Annotated in this window: 32 protein-coding genes; 10 read left to right on the top strand and 22 right to left on the bottom strand. The window is 34.6% G+C overall.

Going from position 1 to position 22,928, the window contains the following annotated elements; translation table 11 throughout:
• Nucleotides 1-100 precede the first annotated feature (100 nt).
• From SACI_RS00005 to SACI_RS00015, 3 genes are read left to right on the top strand one after another with little or no spacing between them, the layout of a single operon-like run.
• The gene (locus SACI_RS00005; RefSeq protein ID WP_011276932.1) at nt 101-1,261 is read left to right on the top strand and encodes a Cdc6/Cdc18 family protein; all 1,161 of its coding nucleotides are present in this window, start codon (nt 101-103) and stop codon (nt 1,259-1,261) included.
• Between the two features lie 32 nt (nt 1,262-1,293).
• Nucleotides 1,294-1,629 carry a hypothetical protein gene (locus tag SACI_RS00010; RefSeq protein ID WP_011276933.1) on the top strand — a complete coding sequence of 112 codons (336 nt, stop codon included), beginning with the start codon at nt 1,294-1,296 and terminating at the stop codon, nt 1,627-1,629.
• A 35-nt stretch (nt 1,630-1,664) separates the two neighbouring features.
• The gene (locus tag SACI_RS00015; RefSeq protein ID WP_011276934.1) at nt 1,665-2,504 is read left to right on the top strand and encodes a mechanosensitive ion channel family protein; all 840 of its coding nucleotides are present in this window, start codon (nt 1,665-1,667) and stop codon (nt 2,502-2,504) included.
• A 48-nt stretch (nt 2,505-2,552) separates the two neighbouring features.
• On the opposite strand, the gene SACI_RS00020 is transcribed toward SACI_RS00015, so the two are convergent.
• The 8 genes from SACI_RS00020 to SACI_RS00050 form a co-directional block, all read right to left on the bottom strand.
• Complete coding sequence (locus tag SACI_RS00020) at nt 2,553-3,056, bottom strand: hypothetical protein (RefSeq protein WP_015385334.1); 504 nt, start codon at nt 3,054-3,056, stop codon at nt 2,553-2,555.
• Nucleotides 3,049-3,768 (bottom strand): hypothetical protein, encoded by a 720-nt coding sequence (locus SACI_RS00025; RefSeq protein ID WP_011276936.1) that lies wholly within the window; start codon nt 3,766-3,768, stop codon nt 3,049-3,051. The genes SACI_RS00020 and SACI_RS00025 overlap by 8 nt, the downstream gene beginning before the upstream one ends.
• 32 nt (nt 3,769-3,800) lie before the next feature.
• Nucleotides 3,801-4,052, bottom strand: coding sequence for an ArsR/SmtB family transcription factor (locus SACI_RS00030; protein WP_011276937.1), 252 nt, complete (start codon nt 4,050-4,052; stop codon nt 3,801-3,803).
• A gap of 85 nt (nt 4,053-4,137) precedes the next feature.
• Entirely contained in the window at nt 4,138-4,419 is a 282-nt protein-coding gene (locus SACI_RS11965; RefSeq protein WP_061972215.1) for a hypothetical protein, read from the bottom strand.
• A gap of 36 nt (nt 4,420-4,455) precedes the next feature.
• Entirely contained in the window at nt 4,456-5,271 is an 816-nt protein-coding gene (locus SACI_RS00035; RefSeq protein ID WP_011276939.1) for a nitrilase-related carbon-nitrogen hydrolase, read from the bottom strand.
• Nucleotides 5,262-6,101, bottom strand: a complete 840-nt coding sequence (locus SACI_RS00040; RefSeq protein WP_011276940.1) for an NAD+ synthase — start codon at nt 6,099-6,101, stop codon at nt 5,262-5,264. The genes SACI_RS00035 and SACI_RS00040 overlap by 10 nt, the downstream gene beginning before the upstream one ends.
• Before the next feature lie 15 nt (nt 6,102-6,116).
• On the bottom strand, nt 6,117-7,706 hold the full coding sequence (locus tag SACI_RS00045) for a hypothetical protein (protein WP_230937897.1): 1,590 nt from the start codon (nt 7,704-7,706) through the stop codon (nt 6,117-6,119).
• A gap of 20 nt (nt 7,707-7,726) precedes the next feature.
• Nucleotides 7,727-8,245 (bottom strand): NTPase, encoded by a 519-nt coding sequence (locus SACI_RS00050; protein ID WP_011276942.1) that lies wholly within the window; start codon nt 8,243-8,245, stop codon nt 7,727-7,729.
• A 121-nt stretch (nt 8,246-8,366) separates the two neighbouring features.
• Here SACI_RS00050 and SACI_RS00055 point away from each other — a divergent pair, with 121 nt between their 5' ends.
• Complete coding sequence (locus SACI_RS00055; RefSeq protein WP_011276943.1) at nt 8,367-9,035, top strand: chlorite dismutase family protein; 669 nt, start codon at nt 8,367-8,369, stop codon at nt 9,033-9,035.
• Here SACI_RS00055 and SACI_RS00060 read toward each other — a convergent pair.
• Nucleotides 8,989-9,516 carry an NUDIX hydrolase gene (locus SACI_RS00060; RefSeq protein WP_011276944.1) on the bottom strand — a complete coding sequence of 176 codons (528 nt, stop codon included), beginning with the start codon at nt 9,514-9,516 and terminating at the stop codon, nt 8,989-8,991. The two genes, SACI_RS00055 and SACI_RS00060, sit on opposite strands and share 47 nt — an antisense overlap.
• A 4-nt stretch (nt 9,517-9,520) precedes the next feature.
• Complete coding sequence (locus tag SACI_RS00065; RefSeq protein WP_011276945.1) at nt 9,521-10,129, bottom strand: hypothetical protein; 609 nt, start codon at nt 10,127-10,129, stop codon at nt 9,521-9,523.
• Between the two features lie 69 nt (nt 10,130-10,198).
• Here SACI_RS00065 and SACI_RS00070 point away from each other — a divergent pair, with 69 nt between their 5' ends.
• Nucleotides 10,199-11,032 (top strand): deoxyribonuclease IV, encoded by an 834-nt coding sequence (locus SACI_RS00070; protein WP_011276946.1) that lies wholly within the window; start codon nt 10,199-10,201, stop codon nt 11,030-11,032.
• A complete protein-coding gene (locus tag SACI_RS00075) occupies nt 11,025-11,702 on the top strand; it encodes a phosphoglycolate phosphatase (protein ID WP_011276947.1) in 678 nt (225 codons plus the stop codon). Before SACI_RS00070 ends, SACI_RS00075 begins: the two co-directional genes overlap by 8 nt.
• Here SACI_RS00075 and SACI_RS00080 read toward each other — a convergent pair.
• From SACI_RS00080 to cobT, 4 genes are read right to left on the bottom strand one after another with little or no spacing between them, the layout of a single operon-like run.
• Nucleotides 11,673-12,305 carry an METTL5 family protein gene (locus SACI_RS00080; protein WP_306308642.1) on the bottom strand — a complete coding sequence of 211 codons (633 nt, stop codon included), beginning with the start codon at nt 12,303-12,305 and terminating at the stop codon, nt 11,673-11,675. The two genes, SACI_RS00075 and SACI_RS00080, sit on opposite strands and share 30 nt — an antisense overlap.
• Nucleotides 12,269-12,931, bottom strand: a complete 663-nt coding sequence (locus SACI_RS00085; RefSeq protein ID WP_011276949.1) for an HAD family hydrolase — start codon at nt 12,929-12,931, stop codon at nt 12,269-12,271. Before SACI_RS00085 ends, SACI_RS00080 begins: the two co-directional genes overlap by 37 nt.
• A complete protein-coding gene (locus SACI_RS00090; RefSeq protein WP_011276950.1) occupies nt 12,928-13,242 on the bottom strand; it encodes a transcriptional regulator in 315 nt (104 codons plus the stop codon). Before SACI_RS00090 ends, SACI_RS00085 begins: the two co-directional genes overlap by 4 nt.
• Complete coding sequence (gene cobT, locus SACI_RS00095) at nt 13,239-14,261, bottom strand: nicotinate mononucleotide-dependent phosphoribosyltransferase CobT (protein ID WP_011276951.1); 1,023 nt, start codon at nt 14,259-14,261, stop codon at nt 13,239-13,241. Before cobT ends, SACI_RS00090 begins: the two co-directional genes overlap by 4 nt.
• A 40-nt stretch (nt 14,262-14,301) precedes the next feature.
• Here cobT and SACI_RS00100 point away from each other — a divergent pair, with 40 nt between their 5' ends.
• Both SACI_RS00100 and nadA read left to right on the top strand, forming a co-directional pair.
• Nucleotides 14,302-14,658, top strand: a complete 357-nt coding sequence (locus tag SACI_RS00100) for a hypothetical protein (protein ID WP_011276953.1) — start codon at nt 14,302-14,304, stop codon at nt 14,656-14,658.
• Between the two features lie 26 nt (nt 14,659-14,684).
• Entirely contained in the window at nt 14,685-15,683 is a 999-nt protein-coding gene (gene nadA, locus SACI_RS00105; RefSeq protein ID WP_011276954.1) for a quinolinate synthase NadA, read from the top strand.
• Here nadA and SACI_RS00110 read toward each other — a convergent pair.
• From SACI_RS00110 to SACI_RS00130, 5 genes are read right to left on the bottom strand one after another with little or no spacing between them, the layout of a single operon-like run.
• Nucleotides 15,604-16,728: an aminotransferase class V-fold PLP-dependent enzyme gene (locus SACI_RS00110; protein ID WP_011276955.1), complete on the bottom strand. Its 1,125-nt coding sequence runs from the start codon at nt 16,726-16,728 to the stop codon at nt 15,604-15,606. The genes nadA and SACI_RS00110 overlap by 80 nt on opposite strands.
• A complete protein-coding gene (locus SACI_RS00115; protein ID WP_011276956.1) occupies nt 16,715-18,421 on the bottom strand; it encodes an AMP-binding protein in 1,707 nt (568 codons plus the stop codon). The genes SACI_RS00110 and SACI_RS00115 overlap by 14 nt, the downstream gene beginning before the upstream one ends.
• 11 nt (nt 18,422-18,432) lie before the next feature.
• On the bottom strand, nt 18,433-18,894 hold the full coding sequence (locus tag SACI_RS00120; RefSeq protein WP_230937896.1) for an NOB1 family endonuclease: 462 nt from the start codon (nt 18,892-18,894) through the stop codon (nt 18,433-18,435).
• Nucleotides 18,895-18,898: 4 nt separating this feature from the next.
• Nucleotides 18,899-19,645, bottom strand: a complete 747-nt coding sequence (locus tag SACI_RS00125) for an NAD(+)/NADH kinase (protein ID WP_011276958.1) — start codon at nt 19,643-19,645, stop codon at nt 18,899-18,901.
• An 8-nt stretch (nt 19,646-19,653) separates the two neighbouring features.
• Nucleotides 19,654-20,007 carry a hypothetical protein gene (locus SACI_RS00130; protein WP_015385341.1) on the bottom strand — a complete coding sequence of 118 codons (354 nt, stop codon included), beginning with the start codon at nt 20,005-20,007 and terminating at the stop codon, nt 19,654-19,656.
• A 79-nt stretch (nt 20,008-20,086) separates the two neighbouring features.
• On the opposite strand from SACI_RS00130, the gene SACI_RS00135 reads away from it, so the two are divergent.
• Together SACI_RS00135 and SACI_RS00140 are read left to right on the top strand one after the other, a co-directional pair.
• Nucleotides 20,087-21,088: an NAD(P)/FAD-dependent oxidoreductase gene (locus SACI_RS00135; RefSeq protein ID WP_015385342.1), complete on the top strand. Its 1,002-nt coding sequence runs from the start codon at nt 20,087-20,089 to the stop codon at nt 21,086-21,088.
• On the top strand, nt 21,085-21,975 hold the full coding sequence (locus SACI_RS00140; RefSeq protein ID WP_011276961.1) for a class I SAM-dependent methyltransferase: 891 nt from the start codon (nt 21,085-21,087) through the stop codon (nt 21,973-21,975). Before SACI_RS00135 ends, SACI_RS00140 begins: the two co-directional genes overlap by 4 nt.
• On the opposite strand, the gene SACI_RS11510 is transcribed toward SACI_RS00140, so the two are convergent.
• Genes SACI_RS11510 through SACI_RS11515 form a run of 3 tightly spaced genes read right to left on the bottom strand, consistent with a single transcriptional unit; the run spans nt 21,901 to nt 22,913 of the window.
• On the bottom strand, nt 21,901-22,383 hold the full coding sequence (locus SACI_RS11510) for a DUF371 domain-containing protein (protein WP_011276962.1): 483 nt from the start codon (nt 22,381-22,383) through the stop codon (nt 21,901-21,903). The genes SACI_RS00140 and SACI_RS11510 overlap by 75 nt on opposite strands.
• On the bottom strand, nt 22,370-22,633 hold the full coding sequence (locus SACI_RS00145) for a YhbY family RNA-binding protein (protein ID WP_011276963.1): 264 nt from the start codon (nt 22,631-22,633) through the stop codon (nt 22,370-22,372). Before SACI_RS00145 ends, SACI_RS11510 begins: the two co-directional genes overlap by 14 nt.
• Nucleotides 22,557-22,913: a ribonuclease P protein component 4 gene (locus SACI_RS11515; protein ID WP_011276964.1), complete on the bottom strand. Its 357-nt coding sequence runs from the start codon at nt 22,911-22,913 to the stop codon at nt 22,557-22,559. The genes SACI_RS00145 and SACI_RS11515 overlap by 77 nt, the downstream gene beginning before the upstream one ends.
• Nucleotides 22,914-22,928 lie beyond the last annotated feature (15 nt).

The raw sequence follows: 22,928 nt of genomic DNA on the forward strand, positions 1-22,928 counted from the left end.
GGGGAGTTAAATGACTGTAATCCCTATTTCAAAATAGTTTGAGGTAACACCATTGGAAATTATTGTAAACTAAAATAACGTATGAAACATATGTATTCATGTGGCAATTAGGGAAACGCTGAAAGGTGGCAAAGGGGAGGTTATAAAGAATCCTAAGGTCTTCATAGATCCCCTTACCGTATTTAAGGATATTCCTTTTAGAGAGGATATTCTTAGAGAGGTTGCTATTGCTGTAAGGTATTTCGTTAAAAATAACATGAAATTCTCGACCCTGTTTCTCGGTTTGACCGGAACCGGAAAAACTTTCGTTGCCATGTATATGTTTAACGAGATACAGGAGGTTAAGAAGGAGGACGGTGAGTATGGTGTAGTGTCTCAGGCTTATGTTAACTGTAGGGAGGTAGGTGGGACACCTCAGGCTGTTTTATCAGCCATAACTCAACGTATAACGGGTGAGGAGGTTCCTAAGCATGGAATAAATCTTGGTGAGTACATAGAAAGAATTAAGGAAAATTTAGTAGATAAGAAAGCCTTAATATATCTTGACGAAGTAGACACTTTGATTAAAAGGAGAGGCGGAGATATAGTACTTTACCAACTACTAAGAGCAAACGCTGACATTTCAGTAATTATGGTAAGTAACGATATTAATATCCGTGATTATATGGAACCGCGAGTTCTTTCATCTCTAGGTCCGACAATTTTCTTTAAGCCCTATGATGCAGAACAGTTAAAGCATATACTTTCCATCTATTCTGAATACGGATTAATTAAAGGGTCGTATACAGACGAAATTCTATCATATATTGCTGCTATATCAGCTAAAGAACACGGTGATGCAAGAAAAGCAGTTAATTTGCTATTTAGGGCTGCTCAGTTAGCCTCAGGGGAAGGAATGATCAGAAAGGAGCATGTAGATAGGGCGATAATAGAATATGAGCAAGAGAGGCTAATAGAGGCAATAAAAGCCCTTCCATTTCACTATAAGCTAGCTCTAATTGCATCTATGCAAGCTTCTGATGTTATCACGGCACATAAGATTTACTCGGATCTGTGTAATGAGTACAAACAGAAACCCCTATCCTACAGAAGATTTTCTGACGTGATATCTGAGCTTGATATGTTTGGTATAATAAAGGTTAAAATAATAAATAAGGGAAGGGCGGGAGGAATTAAGAAAACAATAGAGGTTGCAGATAAGGAGAAGATAACTAAAGCATTGGAAGAGGCAATGCAGTTAGAGTATGAGGACACAGTGTAACACTGAAATTATACTGTAATAGGTCGGTTTACATGTTATGGGAAATTGTAAAAGTACTAGAAGAGAGGAGGAGTAAACTGGATACAGAGATCGCTGAACTGCAGAAGGTTTTGGATACGTTACCTAATGGTCATCTTGAGGAAAAGGTAGTGAAGGGTAAAAAGTATTATTATCTTAGGTATTGGGAGAACGGTAGGTTAAGGAGTAAGTATTTGGGGAAAGATGTAACTGAAATCAAGGAGAAGTTTAAGATTGCCACAGAGACTAAGATAAAGTTAAATAGATTGATAGAAGAAAGAAATAGAATAGTAAGAATTCTAGATAAAATAAGTAAAATTCTAGTAGAAAATGACCAATTAAATACATAATTTTATATATTTATAAAATTATAAACTAACCTGATATGTTAGAGAACCTTCTATTTAGCATTATAATCTATCAAGCAACTAGCATATCAGAGGCTCTATCGAACTTAGCTACAGAAATTATTAACGCAATTCCTTCAATAATACTATTTGTAATTATAGTAATTATCGGATATATTGTTGCCGATATAGTGGCAAGTATAGTAGGTAGAGTACTTAGGTCGCTGGTATCCAGTAGTACTATCCACATAAGTGCTAATCTAGTCTCAGGAACTGTGAAGGCATTGATAATAATAATCTCATTAGCAATTGCATTTTCCATTTTGAACTTAGGACCTGCAAATACATATATTTCTGCAATAGCCACATATCTACCCTATCTAGCTGGGGCAATTCTATTACTTACCCTAGGTATAACACTAATTAACATTCTACTGGACTACATATCTGCTCAGATTAAGGTTGACGATCCATTTGCTGCATCGATATTTTCAGTTTTAAGATTAGGATTATATGCAGTTATAATAACTGTTGCTGCAACTTTAGCTATTTTCCAATGGATCCCATTCATAAGTGCTTATCTATTCTACGATATTCTAATAGGATTCTTAGTTCTCCTGTTTAGTTTTGTGATTATTGACAAAGCTATGGAAAATATTTCTAAAAGTGATCCAAACGCAACATATATAACCACATATGGTAGGTTTATTCTCTACGCAATATTTATCCTAGTTGCAGTAGCTATAATAATACAACCATTTAGTAATGTAACTTCGATAATTCAGATCCTAGCATGGGGATTAGCAATAGGATTTGGAATTTTATTAATCCCACTGATATATGCTATGGCTAAGAAATTGGCTTCAGAATTTAAGTGATGAGAACTCCCCAGTCAGAATCCATGAAGAGTCCTTTAAGTACTGACATTAGATAAAGAAAGTTATTTTTTCTTCTCCACCTACTTTTGTACCTCTATTAACTTTCACATAAACTATATTTTTATTTATAGTAACCTGACCATGGATTTTGATGTCCAAGATCCTTCCAGGCATAACCCAAGTTACTTCGTATGGGTATTCAGCTTCCTCTTCCTCGTAATAGTTTACGTATTCATTACTTCCTCTTCGCAGTCTTCCCCTGAATGTTATTATAAACTCAACAAATGGTAGGTCAACTTTTATAAGTCCTAGTTTCGCCCATATAACTCTTGCTCTTGATTTCTCACCATTTATTAAAATAGTTTCTTGGTCTAAAAAATATTGTAAATTACTCTTTATGTTTTTCAGCTCTAAATCTAAGCTACTTTTATTAAGTGAGGCATAATAATTCTCAGGATCCTCATAGTAAAAAATAGTATATTGTGTAACTTTTCCATTTCTGCTAAATGTGAAAACTCCAGAAGCATAAATTGGTTTTACTTTTTCACTCATTCTTACTCCTTTTTCTTCTAGTTTTAGGATTTGACTCAAGTAAAGCTGTGACAACTTCCTTTAGTCCGTCACACTTGTTCATTTTTTCGTTTACCATTGCTACAAAGCAAAACAAACTCTTTATCCTCTCAAAGTTCGTAAACTTGATGGAATTCTGAGGTCTTTCCGTGGATATGGAGACGAATCTAGTCTGACCACTTGTGAGAGCTTTTAAAGATAACTTATTAATAGTCAAAATTTCACTGGATACCCATTTACCTTGTGTTTCCATTGGTAATTCTAGTTTTACTAACTTAACTTCCTGGCACTCATTATTTACTTCAACTTCATCTCTTCTTTCCAATAAATCCACTATCTCAGATTCTCTAGTCGATGCAGTTAGGAATTGGTCAAATAGTTTCTTTACATCAGGGTTATTATACGCACAGTATGTGAGCTTTGTTAACTCTTCAATGCTGGACAAACTTCTCAGGGTAATGTTATTTGTCCCCCTAGCTGTGGAAAGAGATAGTAGTGTTGGACCCTTTGGAATCAACAGAACTTCAAATCTAAAGTAATTGCTCTCGGCTATCCTCACTATGTATGTCTTGTTGTTTTCATCCGCATGTTTTCTAAATAGATTAAACTTTTGAGATAAATAATCCTTGTTGCAGTTTTCTACGAAAAAATTAAAACCTCTAATGTCTCTTAAGTCTTCAGTAGAACATTTCATAAATATAGATTCTTAATAAGATATATAAAAAATTATACCTGATTGGAATAAAATTCAAGATTTTTGAAGCTAACTTCATATACGTATTTCTTAGTTTTTCTAGCCTTTACAAATCCAAATTTTTCTAGTAATTCTAAGTGATATCTGACTGTTGAATAATTCAAATCAAGCTCTTTAGACAGTTCGTAAGCAGTTTTTGGTTTCTCTGATAAACTCTCTAATATTTTCCTCCTAGTATCCCAACCAGGGAGTGACATGAGTTCCTCTAACTTTACGATGCTCATATGCTACATGAGCCGTTCTTTATGTTTAAATCTAAGCCTTTTTGGAATAGTAAAAATTTACTGAAAACTAGATAAACATTTTTTTCTAAAATGGATGGTATTTTAGTCTATTTAAAACAACCATTGCTACAAGAAATAACGTCAGTGTTATTACAGCATATGTATAATATTCATGGATACCAAGTAATAATAGAAGAATAAGCGAAAGAGGTATAGGTAGAAAATATTTATCATACATAGTATTTAGTGCTGATAATCCAATGGCAGGTATAAGAAAAATTGGTGATAATAAAGAGAGGATAAGGAACAGGAGAAGAAGTAGGAATAGTACAGTCTCCATTAAATTAGATCTTTTGAGTAACTGCATATTCCAATATATGATTAAGTTTCTAACTAAAAAAGATTAAAGTTCTCTTAATACGTCATGAAACGTTGAAATATGTTCTCTGAAACTACTGAAAAATCTATTTTTCCTATTCTCATTAATGTTAATTTCAATTATAATCCTGTCTTCTTCAAATAATTTCGCCTTTGCTTTAATTTCGCCCAGAGGGGATACAGCCATAGAGCCACCCCAAAAATACTCTTCCTCCTGGCTACCTACTGAATTTGAAAATAGGGTCCATATTCCGTTAATCAGTGAGTGGGCTTTCAATAAAGCCTCCCAATTATCCTGTATGAATAGTTTATGTGATGTCAATCTTCTCATGGGTGAAGCAGAGGGTATGAAAATGGCATCTGCCCCTAACATGGTTAATGCTTCTATAGGCTCATAATGCCACGCATCCTCACATACAATTACACCGAATCTTAATCCCTTATACTCAAATATGTTTAAGTCCCTTATAGGGTTTCCAGGTTGGAAATATCTTCTTTCTTCAAAAAGTCCATATGTGGGTAAATAGAATTTGTATACGTAATTTATCTGAGAATTTAATATAACGCCTGCCGTATTTCTTAATATCCCTGGTCTCACTTCTTTTATAAAACCTACTATGATACAACCTCTTGCATTTTCCGCAATTTTGTTTAGAGCATTTTCACTGTCCTTATATACCTCATAAACCAAATCTTTAAGCACGTAACCTGTTAGAGATAGTTCCGGGAAAACTACACATTCTGCACTAGAAGTTTGTAGTATCTCTAAATGCTTGTTCAGATTATATTCTACATCTCCTAGTTTTGAAGATATTTGTGCTAACTCAACCTTTATGCCCATTGTCTTGGATACCTCCAGTCTGAATTTATTGATCTTCCACTTAGTCTAAATATCTCAGGTGGCAGTCGCTTATGCTGAGAGATCTTTACCATTCGCACAATCCTTCTCACTAAGTCTATTGGAACATTTACTAACGCTGAAATTTCATTCTCACTCCTCATTTCCTCGAACCTGAGGTACAATATTGAATCTATAGTCTCATAGTCTAATCCTATTTCGCCTTCTGCAGTTTGCCCTTCCCACAAGGCAGGAGAGGGAGGCTTCTTTACAATATCCTCTGGTACTCCCAAATATCTACCAAGCATTCTTACTTGGGTTTTATATAAGTCACCTAGGGGAAGTATGTCTACTCCACCGTCCCCGTATTTGGTGAAATAACCCAGCATAAGTTCACTTTTGTCCCCCGTACCCACAACTAAGTAGTTGAATTTTTGGGCAAAAGCATATAACAAGATCATTCTACTTCTTGCTTTTATGTTGCCCGAAATAATTTTATCATTAGTCTTTACCGCTAACCTAAATTGATCCACTATTGGATCTATGTTTATGATCGTGTACTTTGATTCAGTAGCATTTATGAGACGTAAAATCATGAAGGCATGGTCTAAATCTTCTTTTGGTGTACTTGATGAAGGCATTAATAGTACATGAAAATTTTCAGTTGCTTTAGATAAAAGAACTGAAGCAACAGAGGAGTCTATACCTCCACTTAATCCAATTATACCTCCGCTCTTTCCACTGTTATTGATGTAATCCTTAATTCTCTTGACTAAGTATTCAGTAACTAAAGGGAAATTAAGTGTTAATTTTTCCCTTACATATTCCGGCATCATCAATTTATAATCCTACTGAGTGCTATTAACAGTATATGTTGCAAAATAGTATTCTGAATATACTTGCACTGTAAATGGTGTGGAATTTATAGCCTCTAATGAATTGCTGGCATACGCAAACACCAGAGCACTAGAGTTTGGCGGGATAACAGTCTCAGTTGAATTCCATACCATGTTTAGATTGTTAGGTATAGATACTCTAACTAATGTTATATTGACCGGTTCATTTTTAGTGTTTTGGACCTTAATTATTAAAGCAGTATATGGTGGGGTATTCTGCAAGGTGTATACTTCATCTATTTTTAGTGGATTTGAAGCCACGTAAGACTCGTGGGCGTAAACTGACAATGATGCTAAGAAAACAAATATAATAAGTAATGGCAATACGATTTTTTTCTTAAAGTTAAGTTTGATTGTTGGGAGCTTATACTGAGTTCTAAACAGGGAAGTGAAGATCAACGGTATCCACATAAAGAAATATTCCGTTAGTGTCCTCCACAGAAACCATGAGATGATGAGTGGAAATAGCCAAATAATTTCCTTCAAATAATCAAAGAGTTGGTAATATAAGTATGTTAAGAATATGGCTACTACGCCAAACACTATAGTGAAGAACCATGGCTCCATAGGATACAATCCAGAGTATGAGATAACTGTAAGACCTATCTGACCAACTGGTATCAGTTGCGTATTCAATGTTATTATGTTGCCTATGAATCTCACAGGATTCCAAGCTAGAAATGGAATATTTATGATGGATAGTGTAATAAGGAATGATAGGAAGTAACTAGATCTAAGAAATTGTTTGCCCACGTTGTCGCTTCTGATCCTGTAAATCAGTAGAAAAGGGAAAGCAAGCCATGATAGTTGGGAAAATGATATGGCTAAGGCTAAGCTAATTCCTCCTAGATAATTCTTCTTAACGTAAGATAAAGCCAGAAAAGTTGATGCGATAACTATAGGCACGCCATAGAAAGGTGGTATGGATACTGCAGTGATTATATATAAAAATATGACAGGAAAAAGTGCAAATGGATCGTCCTTTTCTTTACCAATTTTGTAGAGTAACAAGCCTAATATGACTGCAAATATAACGTTTTCAGCATTTAAAACGTAACCAGGTAAGTTAAACGCCTTTATTAGAAGATAAATGGGGATATAAACGATAAACGAGAACGGAGGATAGATGAAGTTACTTGCTACACCTCCAGATAAGGTATAAGTTGGTTGGACTGTATGTGGTCCATATACCATCTCGTAAGGATTTTTGCCCTGGAAAAAGTTGTTCAATGCCTCATACGTGTACTCCATATTATCAGTTCCGAAGGAGTTTATGAGGGAGAGACCTATAAATAGGAAAGTTAATGTGGCAATAATAACCACGAAATCATCTATTCTCTCCATTTTCCTTTGTGGGCTTAATATTTCAGGATATATGGCTATTATTATTATGGCTACCACAGAGAAGAAGGAGATAGAGACTATTGCAGACTGCACGGGATTTGAAAGAATACTCTCTCTCGAATTATACACAAACAAGACGTAAAGCATGATTGAAGAAAGAAGAAAATAGACTATTCGTCTACGTAATTCTGAATCCACAGAAATAATAAAGACCTTATCTATATATTATTTTTGTTAGAAGTTACTCTTCCTAGTATCTCTTCCAGGAGTATATCCCTGTTTTGTATCGTTACTTCATAGATCACACCATCATCAAACTTTATTGACCTATGAACAACAGCAATAACAGGGTAATTTGATGTCAGTATTTTATTTATCAAATTTTTGAGGGAAACAGAGGAAAGTTCCATGGGTCCTATTTCGTCAATCAAGATGATATCAGGGAAGCTAAATATTTCTTCCTCGAGCTGTCTTACGAAATTATCTTCTAAGACTACATAATATTTTCCAATCCTGATTCCACTTCTAGCGTCTACTCTAGCAAGCCAAGCCTCTTTGCCTGATAGGACGCTTTTAATTTTAAAGCCCATTCTAGTATTATTAACTCTCACCTCTGGGCAATAAAAGCCTGTAATTCTCCAGTTCTTCTCTTTTAATATCCTGTAGATATTGAAGAGAAGTGTTGTCTTCCCTATGCCTGGTTTGCCTGTTATGTATATTCTAAAAGGCTTATCCATTAGAGTTCCCTATCTATTATATATGCTTGGGTTAACTGACATTAAGTTTTAAGATTTAGAGATTTTTGGTTTATTAGTTTGTAATGCATTTTTTATACTACAAATCTGAAGAGTAAGAAATATGGCTAACGGAGTTTACATGTACGTAATTCAGGCTAAATTTAATAACGAATGGTGGTCAACCTCTCTCCAAACAAGAAGGAATATATTAAATAGAATAGAAGAATTAGAGGCTCGTAGTAAGAATGATCTTGTTGCATTAAAGAGATTTATTTCTCTGCGATACGATGGTCATCTTTTATATTGGGTATCAGACTTTGATACGTCTAAACTAAATAACCTCAGATATTCCCTGATTTCTTCAGGGGAAGGATTTTTAGAGGAGAAGCTTACACTATTTTCGTATTTTAAACCATCACCTTATATTGGTGGTTCAGCTGATAAATTAGCCTCTTACCTTAGACTAGAACCTCTCAGGTATTTTATAGCATACCCAATGAAAAAATCTCCTGAATGGTATTTACTACCTTTCGAAGAACGTAAAGAGATAATGGATGAGCATATAGAGATAGCAAAGACCCATCCTGATAATCAGGGAATCAGGTCATATACCACTTATTCTTTTGGTATTGCTGACTATGAGTTCGTGGTAATTTATGAAGCTCCAGATCTCTCCAAGTGGATAAATGTAGTGGAGCGACTCAGGGAGGCAAAGGCAAGAAAGTGGGTTGTTTCAGAGGAGCCTATCCTTGTAGGAGAGATCGGATCTCTTGATATTTTCTTGAAATGAATAAGAGGCTGAGAATAGTTTTTCCGTCCTCTATTTTTCCTTCATCTATCATTTTAATTGCTTCATCAATCGTTAATTCAAAAGGCTCTATTACCTCATACTCCTCTAATTTTTGAGTAGTTTTTGTCAAATTTGTAGCTATATATAGGTGCATTAACTCTGTTGCTATTCCAGGGGAGACATAGAATTTTAAAACCTTGAATAATTTAAGGGGAACATAACCTATTTCCTCCTCTAACTCTCTTCTTGCAGTTAGATCCTCACTTTCCCCTTCCTCTATTGTTCCAGCAGGAAACTCATATAACCACTTTCCTAATATGGGTCTGTATTGTTTGATCAAAATTATCCTCTCTGGTCCTAAAAAGGGAGCAATGACTACTGAGCCTCTATGTCTCACAAATGCTTTCTCCACTTGTTTTCCATTTGGTAAGTTAAAGTTCTCAATTAGTACATCAAATTTCTTAGACGAATATATTCTCATAGGACTAAAAATTAATCCAATGATATTTTTGCTTTGCTTTCAAATATAATGTTTCCCAGTCAATTAAGAAGAGGACAACTCCTAACACTATAAAAGCTATTGAAAATATTAATGTTAAAGTAAGTGCCCCTACATTTAAAACATCACTTATCTTAATTATTCCGAATACTTCTAAAGGTATTTCTACAGCACTTTTGGTCAATTTGCCAAGTATTGACACTTTTAACATATTAAGTATAGATACTTTAGCCACTCCTCCACCTATAAATAAATAATCATCAAAGGGAAGAAGTGGAATTACAGAAAGGATGAATAATAATATTTTAAAATATCTAGAGCGAGAAAACTTACTTAGAATGTCGATATTTTTATTTCTTCGTAAAGGTTTTCTTAAAACAAATCCTAAAGCATAAGTGAGCGTTTTAGCTAAAGCTGCCCCTAAACCCGAAATAACTATTGCTATAACAAAATTTTCTATGTTTATCCCGTTCTTGATGATGAAATATGTTGCTATCAATGTATAAGGAGCACCAAGGAACGGGAGAGCATTTGAGGCTAAACTTATTATGAATATTATTATTGCCTCTAATAGATAATTATCGATATGCATCATTGATGCTCAACTTAACATTATTAGTGTGTATCCTAAATAATATTTATCTGCAAGTTATAATTTCATCACATGGTAAAGATATACTTAGGACCTGCAGGTGTTCCCCATAGCGCAAAGAAGAAATCTACTATAGACGGAGTAAAAACTGTTAAAGAGCTAGGTTTGAACGCAATGGAAGTTGAATTTGTTCAAGGAGTGAAAATGAGTAAGGAGACAGCAGAAGAAGTAGGTAGAGTAGCGAAGGAGTTAGGGGTAAGATTATCAGTGCACGCTCCTTATTTTATAAACTTATGTTCAGAGGAAGACGAGAAAGTACAGGCATCCAAGAAAAGGATACTTGATACTGCAGATAGGGCAGAGAGCATGGGTGCAGATGCTATAGCTATTCACATAGCGTTTTACGGTAAAATGAAACCAGAGGAATGTTATGGGAAAATTAAATCTGAATTAGGAGAGGTTGTGGATAGTGCTAGATCTAATGGAATCAAAAACGTAAAATTTGGCGTAGAGACTATGGCTAAGGAGACAGCTTTTGGCTCACTAGACGAGGTCATTTCAATATCTAAGGAAATAAAAGGTGTTATTCCCTACATTGATTGGGCACATACCTTTGGAAGATTGGGTGGTAAGATAGATTATGAGGAAATAATCAATAGACTAGTTAAAGAGTTGAACTTAATTCATATAAATTCCCATTTTGAGTCATTAATTTTTAAAAACGGTAAGTATATTGATGAACATATACCTATAGATAACAATACTCCTCCTTTTGAACCTTTAGCTAGAGAATTAGTTAAGAGGAAGGACATTTCAATTTCTCTTATCTGTGAAAGTCCAGAGCTAGAAAGAGATGCGCTTAAGATGAAAAAGGTATTGGAAGATCTGGGGTATAAGTTTGAATAAGGACATAATTTTTGTATCTGACTATGATAGAACTCTGTCCTCAGAAAAGAATAATTTTCGTATAGACAAAGAAGTCGCTCGGATTGTAAATGATTTTTCTAAGACCTATCCATTTTTTGTTGTTACGGGAAGGGAGAAGAAGTTTATAGATATTCTAGCCCCTGAACTTAAACCTACTGGTTGGATATTAGAAAATGGAGCTTTAATGTACGTTAATGGTGAGTTAATTTACAATATTCAACCTTCTTGGTTTGATACACGAAAAAACATAATTAAAATCCTTGATAATTACAATATTTCTTATAGTCTGGGAAATGTAATAGTATATGTAGATAAGGCTCATGAATATAAAGGTGTTCTAAATTCGATTAAGGACGCAACAGTTGAATGGAATAGAAATGATGCAATGATTCTTCCGAAAGGAGTTGATAAGGGGAGTGCTGTAATCCAACTTCGAGAGAGACTTGGTTATAGAGGCAAGATAGTTGCAATTGGGGACAGTGAAAACGATATTTCAATGTTTAGAGTTGCAGACATTAGGGTTAGTGTTGCAAATGCCCTACCCATGATTAAGGAGATTAGTGAATTGATACTAGAAAAAGAGGATGGGGAGGGAGTAAAAGAATTCTTGTTAAAGGTATTAAAAGGAGAAATTATTCTTATAAAATAAGTAGACATCTACCTGGAATTCATGAAAATTTTTTGTATGCCATGGATAGTAGGGCTTCATTCTGTATCTGGAAGTCAGCATTTCATACTGAAAACCATATTCTTTAGATATCCTTTCAATTAATTGTTGTGTTTTTGGATTTGACTTATGAATTGAATAAACTGTTGTAGAAATACTCAGAGCTTTTCTCAGAAATACCATATCCATACCTTGCTTCACTACTCCAAATGGAGGGTTTTGTATTACAGTGTCTACCTTTTTTGATATCTCAAGTGACTCAACATCAGCTTCAATAAACTCAGGATTATCGAATTCCCTCAATAAGCTTTTCGCCTCCATAATGGCTTCCCTATCGAGTTCAATGCATACGCAATTTCCTCTCAGTACAGTCACACCTAAGCAGAATTTTCCTGTTCCACAGCCTAGGTCTATTACTAATTTACCCTGAATATCTTTCCTCAGGTAAGCTGTCCATAATATTGTAGATGCTAGATCGGAAGGGGTTATATACTGCTCTAATTGGTACTTAGGATTTGGATGATTTTTAACTTTTTCTAGAAATATTTCTAATTGTTTCTTACTATTAATTTCAGTACCTCTAATAAGCTTTTCACCCTATTAGCTTTTACGTCCTCATAAAAACCGAATCTGTCTAACAATACAGGATTAATTCCTGCTCGTAGTGCCCCAATGTAATCCACTTCATATACATCACCAATATGAAATACTGGTCTTCCATGTTTTTCCATAGCCATTTTAAATATCCTGGGATGAGGTTTTAAAACGCCTAGATCACAAGAGGCATACATATCATCTATATATTTGTCTATCTCTAGATCACGAATTATTCTGTAAACACTTTTGGTAGCGTTTGTGATTAATATCAATTTATAGCCCATTTCTTTTGCTTCTTTTACGAAATTTAAGGCATCTTCGTATAACTCCCATACATCTGATAGTAGATTAAGTTTCATGAGCTCATTTACTAAACTTTCAGAAGGAAATATCTTAAGGTCATACAAAAGTTCATAGTAGTTTATTTCACTTAATCCGCCAATTGTAGGATCTGGAAAATGCTTTTTGCCTAACTGCCTATTAATGGCTCTAAATACCTGCTTTTCAGAGATATTATATCCTTTATCTTTAAGAAATTGAAATATAGGTTGATGAAATTTTGGACTAAAACTGACAAGTGTTTCTCCCATATCTATGAATATTACTTTATTCATTTCAACCACTTAATTGTAAATTTTGGCGGTTCTATGTTTTCACTCTTACACTCGGGGCATTTACTTGGTTTTCTTGGTTTCTCGATGTTGAAGACGTAACCGCAATTGTTACATTTTGGTAAATATACAAAAAGTTTTACGTTTTTCCTTTTTAAGGATTTGGCTATATGGTAAAGGTTTTCATAAACTTCTTTTTCCTTTTTTATCCCTAATATTTTCATTATCTGTTTTGCTGTTAATGGTTCTTGTGAATATTTTAACAGTAGTACAATCTTCTCTCTCGTCGTAAGGAACTCAAACTCATTTATCATATTAATTTAGAATATATTTTTTCTATTTCCACTAATATATCTTGCGGTGTAAATCCTTTTGATAATGCAATAATTGATGACCCGCCTGCTCCTACACCTTCCTTAACGAACCCTTCTTCATATGCTCTTAATCCACTGTATTTTGATTTGCTGAAATCTAATAATGATGCCATAACTGGTACTCCGACTTGTCTAGATATGGAGACTATATCTGAGGAAGAGTCTTGAATTATCCATTTAGTTGTACCTATTGATATGTTTTGAATTATCTTCTTGTCAATTTCCTTGATTATAGCTGCAGCTGCAGTCATCTGTGTACCTCCTGCTAATAACACTCTTTTCCTAAATCCAATTGTGATTCCAGCCACGCTGATTAACATGGGATCAGAAACTTTACTTATTTTGCCCAGAAAGTCACTAGGTAAATCTTTTATGGCTTCGTATACCACTTTTCTTTTTAAGTCTTTAGGGTTCACAGGAGACGCAGAACTGACTTTATCAGCTGCGTCATATCCTAGACTTAGGAGTACAGCCATAGCTGTGGTGGTGCCTGCGGGTATTGATTCACCAATCACTAAGAAGTCATAGGAGTTTGCCAATTCTTCTCCCAATATGATAGAATTTTCTAATATCCTCTGTGATGTCTCTCTGGTAAGGGAGAATTTCCTAATATCTCCCCCTGGTTCTCCCCCTACATCTATAAAGGGTATTTTTGGTTTTACCCTAGAACCTGCGTTAACCACTAACTTTGTAGCATTTACAAGTTTCAGTGAGGCTCTACTGATTATTGCTGGTGTTGGTATTCCAGTTGGTGTTACAGGAACAGAATTTATAGAGATACACTTTTCTTTAATCAAGAATTCTGCATCTGCTGCAGGAGTAAAGTGCGTTAATTCAGGTGTAGCCCCAGCAACAGTAATTCCTGGAATAAGACTAACGTCAGTTGTTGCTATAACTAGAATAAACGCAAAATTACCATTAAGGCTTATTTTTCCGTTAATCTCCTGAATGAAATTCACATTAACTTCATTAGCGAGGTGATAATAAAAATCTTAAGGCATGGAAAAATTTTGGGAATATTATAAAGTTATTGAAAAAGGTACACTAATTAGTTTTGAAGAGTTTAAGAATAATAGAGAGATAAACCTCAGTATCAGAGAAGCTATAAAGTTCTTATACAAATTAATTGAATCATCAGCAAGTAAAATAACTTCAAGTAAGGGGGAAAATTTGATTTGGGATTTAGCCAGAAAAAAGGTGATAAGACCATCTAATATAGAGGAGTTCATAGATGTTGTAAACATTGCCACAAGAATAGAAGAAGTAGATGATAGTATAATTTACCCTATGCTAGTTAGAATAATGGAGGATTTAGAAGACTTATACTTTTCAATAATTAATTTTAAAAACTCATAAGTAATTGAACATATGTTCGATTGCCAATGCCTGCCTACAATAATAATTTAATATCTGAGATAAAAAGATTAAAAAAAGAAAAGAATGCAATAATACTGGGACATAATTATATGGAGTATGGTGTTCAACTAGTTTCTGATTTTACAGGAGATTCTTTTGATCTAGCATTAAAGGCAATGAATACTAACGCGGATATAATAGTATTCGCTGGTGTTTACTTTATGGTAGAGCAGGCTGCTGCATTAAATCCAGATAAGAAAGTGCTATCACCAGAGCCTAATGCCGGTTGTTCTCTATCAGACTCATTACCAGTAGACGTATTGAAGAAATACAAGGAAATGTATCCTGGAGCTCCAGTAGTTCTTTACATAAATACCAGTATTTACGCAAAAGCCTTAGCCGATTATGTGGTAACTTCTTCCACAGCCATTCAAGTAATTGAGCGAATTAATTCGGATAAAATCATTTTTGGTCCTGATATTAATCTTGCTAGATATGTTGAGTCTCGTACAGGCAAGAAACTAATTAAAGTACCACCGGATGGAAAATGTATAGTACATGCAAATTATACCAAACAATTAGTAGAGTTGGCTAGGAAAAGATATCCGAACGCTATTCTTATGGCGCATCCGGAAAGCCCTCTAGAAGTACTGGAAGCAGCAGATTATGTGGGATCTACTAATCAGATGGTCAAATTTGCGAAGGATAGCCCACAGAGAGAATTTATAGTCGCCACAGAATTAGGAATGATAAACGCATTAAAGCTAAAAGTTCCAGAAAAGGAATTTTACCCCTTAGTTACAACAGAAGCTTGCGGATGTGCAAGATGTCCTTATATGGCTATGGTAAACTTGGAGAATATTAAGAGATCGTTAGAGTTGGAAGTTTATGAGGTAAAGGTTCCTAAAGATGTAGGAGAAAAAGCTAAGGAGGCTTTCCTAAGGACTATGAGGCTTGTTGGAGAATCTTCTTCATCTCTTCAATCAAGATCTCAACTTCCCTCTTTGTATTATAGAAATGAGTAGATATTCTTATCCCTTCTCCTCGGGCAGAAACAACTATATGCTTCTCTAATAGTTTCTGAACTACTTGCTTAGCATTATTTACCCTTATTATGGATATACCTGCCTTTCTTTTCTTAGGTGTAATCACGTCTAGTCTGTTCTCTTCAGCAAGTTTTATCACATAATCAGATAAATTTTGAACTGAAGAATAGGTTTCTTCTTCATGCTTTCTGATTATTTCACAAGACTTGGCTAATCCCAGATTAGCTGCTATATCGATTGTCCCAATTTCGAACCTTCTTGGACCTGGTTCAATTTCAAATTTTTCCGGATTAAACTCTAAATAATTCTTAGTACTCTTCCATCCATAGAATGGTGGGTCCGAAATTAATCCTTTTCTTACGTATATAAATCCAGAGCCCTGTGGACTCATTAACCACTTATACCCTCCAGCTACTGCGAAATCTACACCAAGGTCTTTTACATCAACCTTTATAGCTCCTGCACTCTGAATTATGTCTAAAAGGGTAAATCCTCCAACACTTTTAACCTCTTTAACTATTTTTTTAACATCTACCATAACGCCAGTGTTGAAACTTACATGACTAACAGCTACTAGTCTTGTTCTAGTGTCTATTGCGGAAAGCAGATCCTCTTCTATTGTATCTGGTTTTGTTTTTACTAGTTTAATTTTAACTCCTTTCTTTTCAAGTTTTAAAAATGGATAGACGACAGTTGGAAATTCTAAATTATCAGTTACTATATTTTCTCCTTCCTTTATGTCTAAACCAAATGAGATAACATTAACCCCAAAGCTGGTGTTTGGTATTAACGATATCTCATCAGCTTCTGCATTTATTAAGGAACCAATGTTTTTTCTTATATGGTATAATTCATCTGATTCTTCATCGTTATCTGCTAAGGAACCATAACGCATTACATCGATTAAATATCTGTTAGCTTCAAAGTAAACAGGTAGTGGGGTAGGAGATATAGCGGCATGGTTAAGGTATGTCATTCTTTTTGTTATAGGTACTAGTTCTCTGAAATCTTCAACGAATGTCATTCTTGATCTCCTCGATTACTTCTGGGTCTTCTAACATACTAGAATCAATTTGTTTTCCTATTAATAAATCTCTCAGAGCACGTCTAACTACTTTACCACTCCTAGACTTTGGAAGTCTTTTCACGTAATATACTTTGTCTATAATGTATATGGGACCTAATGAATCCCTTACCTTACGTGTAATCTCGTCTTGGTTGACGTTTCCTACAATAAAAACAATTAATTTTTCTCCTTTAACTTCATCAGGTACTCCGACTACTGCAACGTCTTTAACACCATCTATTTCCATGATCACATTTTCTACCTCTCCACTTGTTATTCTATGACCTGCTACTTTTATCATATCATCCGCTCTACCCACTATCTTCACATAATTTCCTTCAAGTATTGCAACATCTCCTGTGTCATGATATCCAAATTTCTTAAAATATGACAAAAATCTCTCTTCATCATTTAAAATTCCTGTGAATTGAGTAGGAAAAGGCGTTTTACATACTAAGTAACCTGGATTTCCTCTTACGGATCTTCCATCTTCGTCTAAAGTATCTACTACAGCTCCAGGGAACGGAACACCGGCATAACCTGGTTTTGCTTCGACGTCGTCTAGGCTATACGGTGTTCCTATTATATATCCTAACTCCGTTTGTCCATAAACATCAGTTACTCTGTCAGCAAATCTCTTAGCATATTCCCATGTCTGTTCATCAAATATTTCACCAGCAGTAGCTATATACTCGACCCTAGGTATTCTTATTTCATATCTTCTTAACATTCTCAATAACGTGGGCGAAGTGAAGAAAACTTTTGGTCTAATTTCATCTATTATTTTAACTAGTCTATCTGTGGGATTATCTGGTGCTCCCTCCATAAATCCGAATGTAGAACCATGAAGTAATGTACCATACATAACCCTTGAAAAGGTTATCCAGCCAACATCTGCAGTAGTAAATACAGTATCTGTTGGTTTCAATCCAAATAGTATGTCAAAAACTGTGTAATCTCCAACCATCCATGAGCCATGGGGTAGGATCACTCCCTTAGGCTTTCCTGTAGTACCTGAAGTGTACATTACCTTAAGAGGTTCACTGGATTCAATCTCCTCTACTTTTACATCTTCAGACATGTTTAACAAATTATTTATTTCCTCATTATCGTCTTTTTGCCTAAACATGATATTGCCTTTATGGTGCAAAGGTATCTTATTTCCTCTTCTCACAGTATATTTACTGGTAACTATAATGTCTGGATTGAAATCTTGCAATCTACTATTTACAGCTTCCTTCCCAAGTCCTGCAAATATTAGTGAGTAAATTGCCCCTATTCTAGCAGATGCAAAAATCGTGGAGAGTGTTTGAATTGAGTTAGGGGAATATATGGTTATTCTTTTTCCTTTACGTAAACCTAATTTAAGGAGTATTGATGATATGGATTGGACAACTCTTTTTAATTCTTCAAATCTTACGTAAATAGGCTTGGAATCCTCAGGGAAAAATACTAGAGCTGTCCCTGTATGCCTATCCACTGTGTTATAAGAGATGTTTGTTTTTCCATTTACGAACCAGCTATACCTATATTTGTCCTTCTGTTGTAGAACCTTTTCCCAAGGTGTAAACCATGTTAGTTTATCTGAAAAACTCTTCCAATACACTTCTGGCTTCTCTAGGGCTAGTTGGTAGAGTGTAAAATAATCCATTTATTAGTTAGTCATTGACTAACCTTTATTACTTTATGACCACATATTTCACATATTTTTATATTTTTCATGTAAGTTTTTCCACATCCTTCACATTTATATATATAATTTTTTTTCTTGCTTATTTTTATATTTAACTTCACAGAATAATATTTAATATTCATGTGTAAGAGTAGATTTTGTAATGATAAGTCATCTGTAACTACTAAACTTGGTTTTAAATCTAAAGCTAAAGCTGCTACAGATATGTCAGTTCTAGAAAGAGATATATCATTAATTTTATTCAGGGTTTTAGTCACAGTTAAAAGAGATTGTCTTGTAGGTTCAAATATAATAACCTTATTTGAAGATATAGCAAGTTCTAAGAGACTAGCTGATTTGAAATCCTTAACTTCTCTTATAACTTCTTGTGTTGTGTAAACTTTCTCATAAAGATTCTCTAAACCGGCTAAAAAGCCTGCTGTATCGAACACAATATTAACGGACATTTCCAAGATTCACCGAGTTGAAGAACCTAAGTATGTTAGCCTTCTTTTCTGAAATCTTGATAGTTATTGCATCATCCTCATTAGTTTTAAGATATCCTACTGTTTCACCATCAACTACTATTCTGACACTTTGTGGTCTCCCTTTATCCTCTAATTTTATTGAAAGCTCTTCGTTGTCAGGTAAAATTAGTGCTCTAATGTCAGGTGTTAGACAGTTTAAAAATGAAACATTGATAGCGTTCACTTTTCTATGCACAACAATCCTATTTGCTGCATAACCCCATGCCCAACTTCCCTGGGTGGTGGAAACTAGTATTCCGTCGCCTTCAAAAATAATTTTGTTGGATTCAAATAGAATACTTCCATATATAGTCTCAGGAAGATCAAATAATATTGCAATATCATTAAATGCGATGTCCTTTACATACTTCGATTTAGCCTCTAGCAACTTATATTCCTCTACTTTATAGTCTCTGTTTTTTAGCTTCAATAACATCTCTTTTGATTGCCCTGGTTCCACATCAAATAGGGCAGATCTTCTTCCGCTTTTTATACCAATTATGGGTTTTCCTAATTTTACATATCTCAATAATGTTCCATCTCCTCCAACAACTACTATGGCATCTTCTGTCTCGTCCTCTACAATTTTAAATCCCATATCAATAGCTATCTTTTTTATGTTGCTTGCTATCTCTTTTGCATCCTTAGTATCCTTTGACACTACTCTGAGTCTCATAATTTAACTTACCCTGAGTTAGATTTTAAAATAATTACATTAGTGCTGGATATTAGGCTTTCGTTAACTAGTTCTATTTCTCCGTAATGATTAATTAACCTTATTTTATAGATACGCTGTTTTGTTCCCTTGTATTTTAGTGTTAACCAACCTGTAGTTAATATTGTTGTCTTTCCTGTTACTTGAATTTTTACACTTTGTTTTGGTTTCAGTTTTATCTCTAATTTTTGAGGATTCTCTCCTGCGTACTCTATTGCAGCTTTGGTTATTTTCCTAGAATATACGAACCACATCTGTACAAGTATCATTAATCCAATAATATATATTGGCAGTAGCAATAGGATGAAGTTTTCAGTGAGCAAATGTATTTCCCAATCAAGTTTAAAATCAAAGAATTAAAGTTTAAATAGTATAAGCCACAATCAAAATCCGGGGACTACTTTGACGGAATATGACATGGTTATTATAGGCGGTGGTCCTATAGGACTTTACGCTACATTTTATGCAGGTTTAAGGGATATGAGAGCTTTGGTAATTGATGCTCAAGACGAATTAGGTGGACAATTGGTTACCTTGTATCCAGAAAAGGTAGTTTATGATGTAGGTGGTTATCCCGGAATTTTAGCTTATGATTTAGCGCAAAACCTGATTGAACAGGCAAAGATGTTCTCTCCAGATATTAGAATAAATGAATGGGCTGATATGATTGAAAGAACTCCAGATAATATGTGGATTATAAAAACCGATAAAGGAGGAGCCTTTAAGACCAAGACAATTCTTATTGCAGCTGGAATCGGGAAAATAATACCGTCAAGACTTAATGCTAAAGGAGAAATAGAGTACGAGAATAAAGGAGTATACTACACCGTGAGAAGAAAGAGGGATTTTGAGGGAAAAAGAATACTAATAGTAGGAGGAGGAGATTCTGCAGTAGATTGGGCTTTAACATTATCACCAGTGGCAAAATCAGTTACTCTAATACACAGGAGAGATCAATTTAGGGCACATGAAAGAAGTGTAAAACAGATGTTCCAAGTAGCTACAGTTTATACTTGGCATGAGTTGAAGGAAGTAAAGGGGGATGGAAGTAAGGTTACACAGGCTGTAATATTTGATAATAGGACAAAGGAGGAGAAAACGCTAGATGTTGACGCTGTAATAATAAGTATTGGACATAAGGGAGATCTAGGAAATATGGTCAAATGGGGTCTAAACATGAAAGGAAGGAGCATTACGGTAAATGGTAAAATGGAAACAAACTTAGCTGGTGTTTACGCTGCTGGTGATATCGTAGAGCAAGAGGGTACACCAAAACTTGCCTTAATAGCTACAGGATTTGCTCAAGCCGCTATAGCTGTGAGTGTAGCTAAGAAGTACATAGACCCTAATGCATCAGTGTTTGCAGGACATAGTTCAGAAATGGATAACAAGTTTAAGAAATGAAGTGCATTAAAGTACATAAAGACGAATTAAATAAAGTCATAAAGCAGATACATGTAAATCCATTTTTTAAAGTGTATTATAGTAAGGATTATGCGTATATACCTGTTTATGAGGAAATTTCAGGGTATGATATTATCGAATGTAATCCGCCTCGTAAGACTCCAAAACTAAATGAGATTATAAACGGTGTTAGAAGTTATTACGTTATAGGAGACATAGCATTAGTAACCCCCAAGATAAATATAGACAAGGAATTGTTGGCTAAAACAATAATGGAAACTAACCCAAGGATTAAATCTGTTTTCATAAGAAAAAAAGTTAAAGGAGAACTAAGAGTAAATCAGATAGAATTTGCAGGGGGAGAAAATAAAACTCAAACTATATATAAAGAGAATGGTCTGAAATTCTTAGTTGATATAAATAAGGTTTATGTAAACCCATCAATGTCAAACGAAAGGCAGAAGATCGTTAACGAGATAGAATGTGGTAAAATAGTTGACCTATTTACAGGTTATGGCGCTATTGCAATCCATTTGGCAAGAAAATGTGGGTATATAGTTGCTGGAGATCTAAACTTAGAAGGTCTATTACTTTTGAAAGAATCTATTAATTACAATAAATTAAAAGGAGAAATAGACGTCGTTAATTATGATGCTAAGTATCTACCATTTAGAGATAAGACATTCGATTTAGGAATTGCTGATAATCCGACTATAGTTAGTCAATTTAAAGAGGAAATATGTAGGGTATGCAAAGAGGCATTTTTTTACATACTAGCTCATAGCACGGAGGAGGCTAGTAATCTTATAGGATTAGCTAACTGGGTTAAGGTTAATGACTACTCTAAGGATCTCTTCATCTTTAAGGGGAGAATCAGATGTCAGTAATATAGCTACCATATTGCTCTGGTCTGTTCTCAGCTTCCTGACAATTTCCCTATTAATGTCCTTCGCAGATTTATCAGAATTAATCATTACCGTAGCTTCGCATATGTAATTGGACTTTCTGAAGATCATTCTATTTGGGTCAGTCAATTTTAATTTAGACGATCCCCTTCCACGTATAATATCTGTAAGTCCTTCAACATGAATTACTAAATATACATAAGTTTCATCCCTTTTAAGTAGTTTTTTAGTTTCCTCTGAAATATCCTTTGCACCTTTATCTGAAAGTATCCCAATGATGCAGTCTCCTCTAGGAGTTAAATAATCATCTTTTGTGATCTCAAGTGTAGTTCTGTGTTTCGCTCTAACATTGAAATGTCCTTTTGCCTTAATTACATCAAACTTGATCATCTTTATCTTCCTTAGCTAGAATAAATGTGTAGCCCCTAACTTCTATTAATTTTGCATTTACCTTATCAGCAACTTCTTTAGCGAACGACTTTCTATCTTCAACATCAGCTCCTATTCTTATTTTAACGACCTTATGTTCTTTCAATCGTCTCTTTATTTCGTTTACCATCCCTTCATTGAGTCCTTTCTTGCCTATTCTTATGTCTGGGTGGGATGCCTTTACCCTCTTTACTATCTCTTTTAAGCTCATATCTTCTGACCCATCCACATAATAAACATGTTCTTATAACAACTTTATTTTTTATTCTCCTTCTCTCTGTCAATCCTATGACCAGTGGTACGTAACACTTTCTACATATGCTACGCTTATATTCTATAGGAATTTTAAATCTAAATTTACGTGAATACGTAATAGCCAATTTTGTATATTCTCTGGCAAGCTGATATTCTCTATTCTTCGTCATATCAATTGCCATCTCAATGAGTTCTAATGACCTCCTCTTGTAGGGTTTTACATTTTTTACCTTCATTTTTTAGTATTTTTT

The sequence above is a fragment of the Sulfolobus acidocaldarius DSM 639 genome, assembly GCF_000012285.1.
GTDB classification, from domain to species: Archaea; Thermoproteota; Thermoprotei_A; order Sulfolobales; family Sulfolobaceae; genus Sulfolobus; species Sulfolobus acidocaldarius.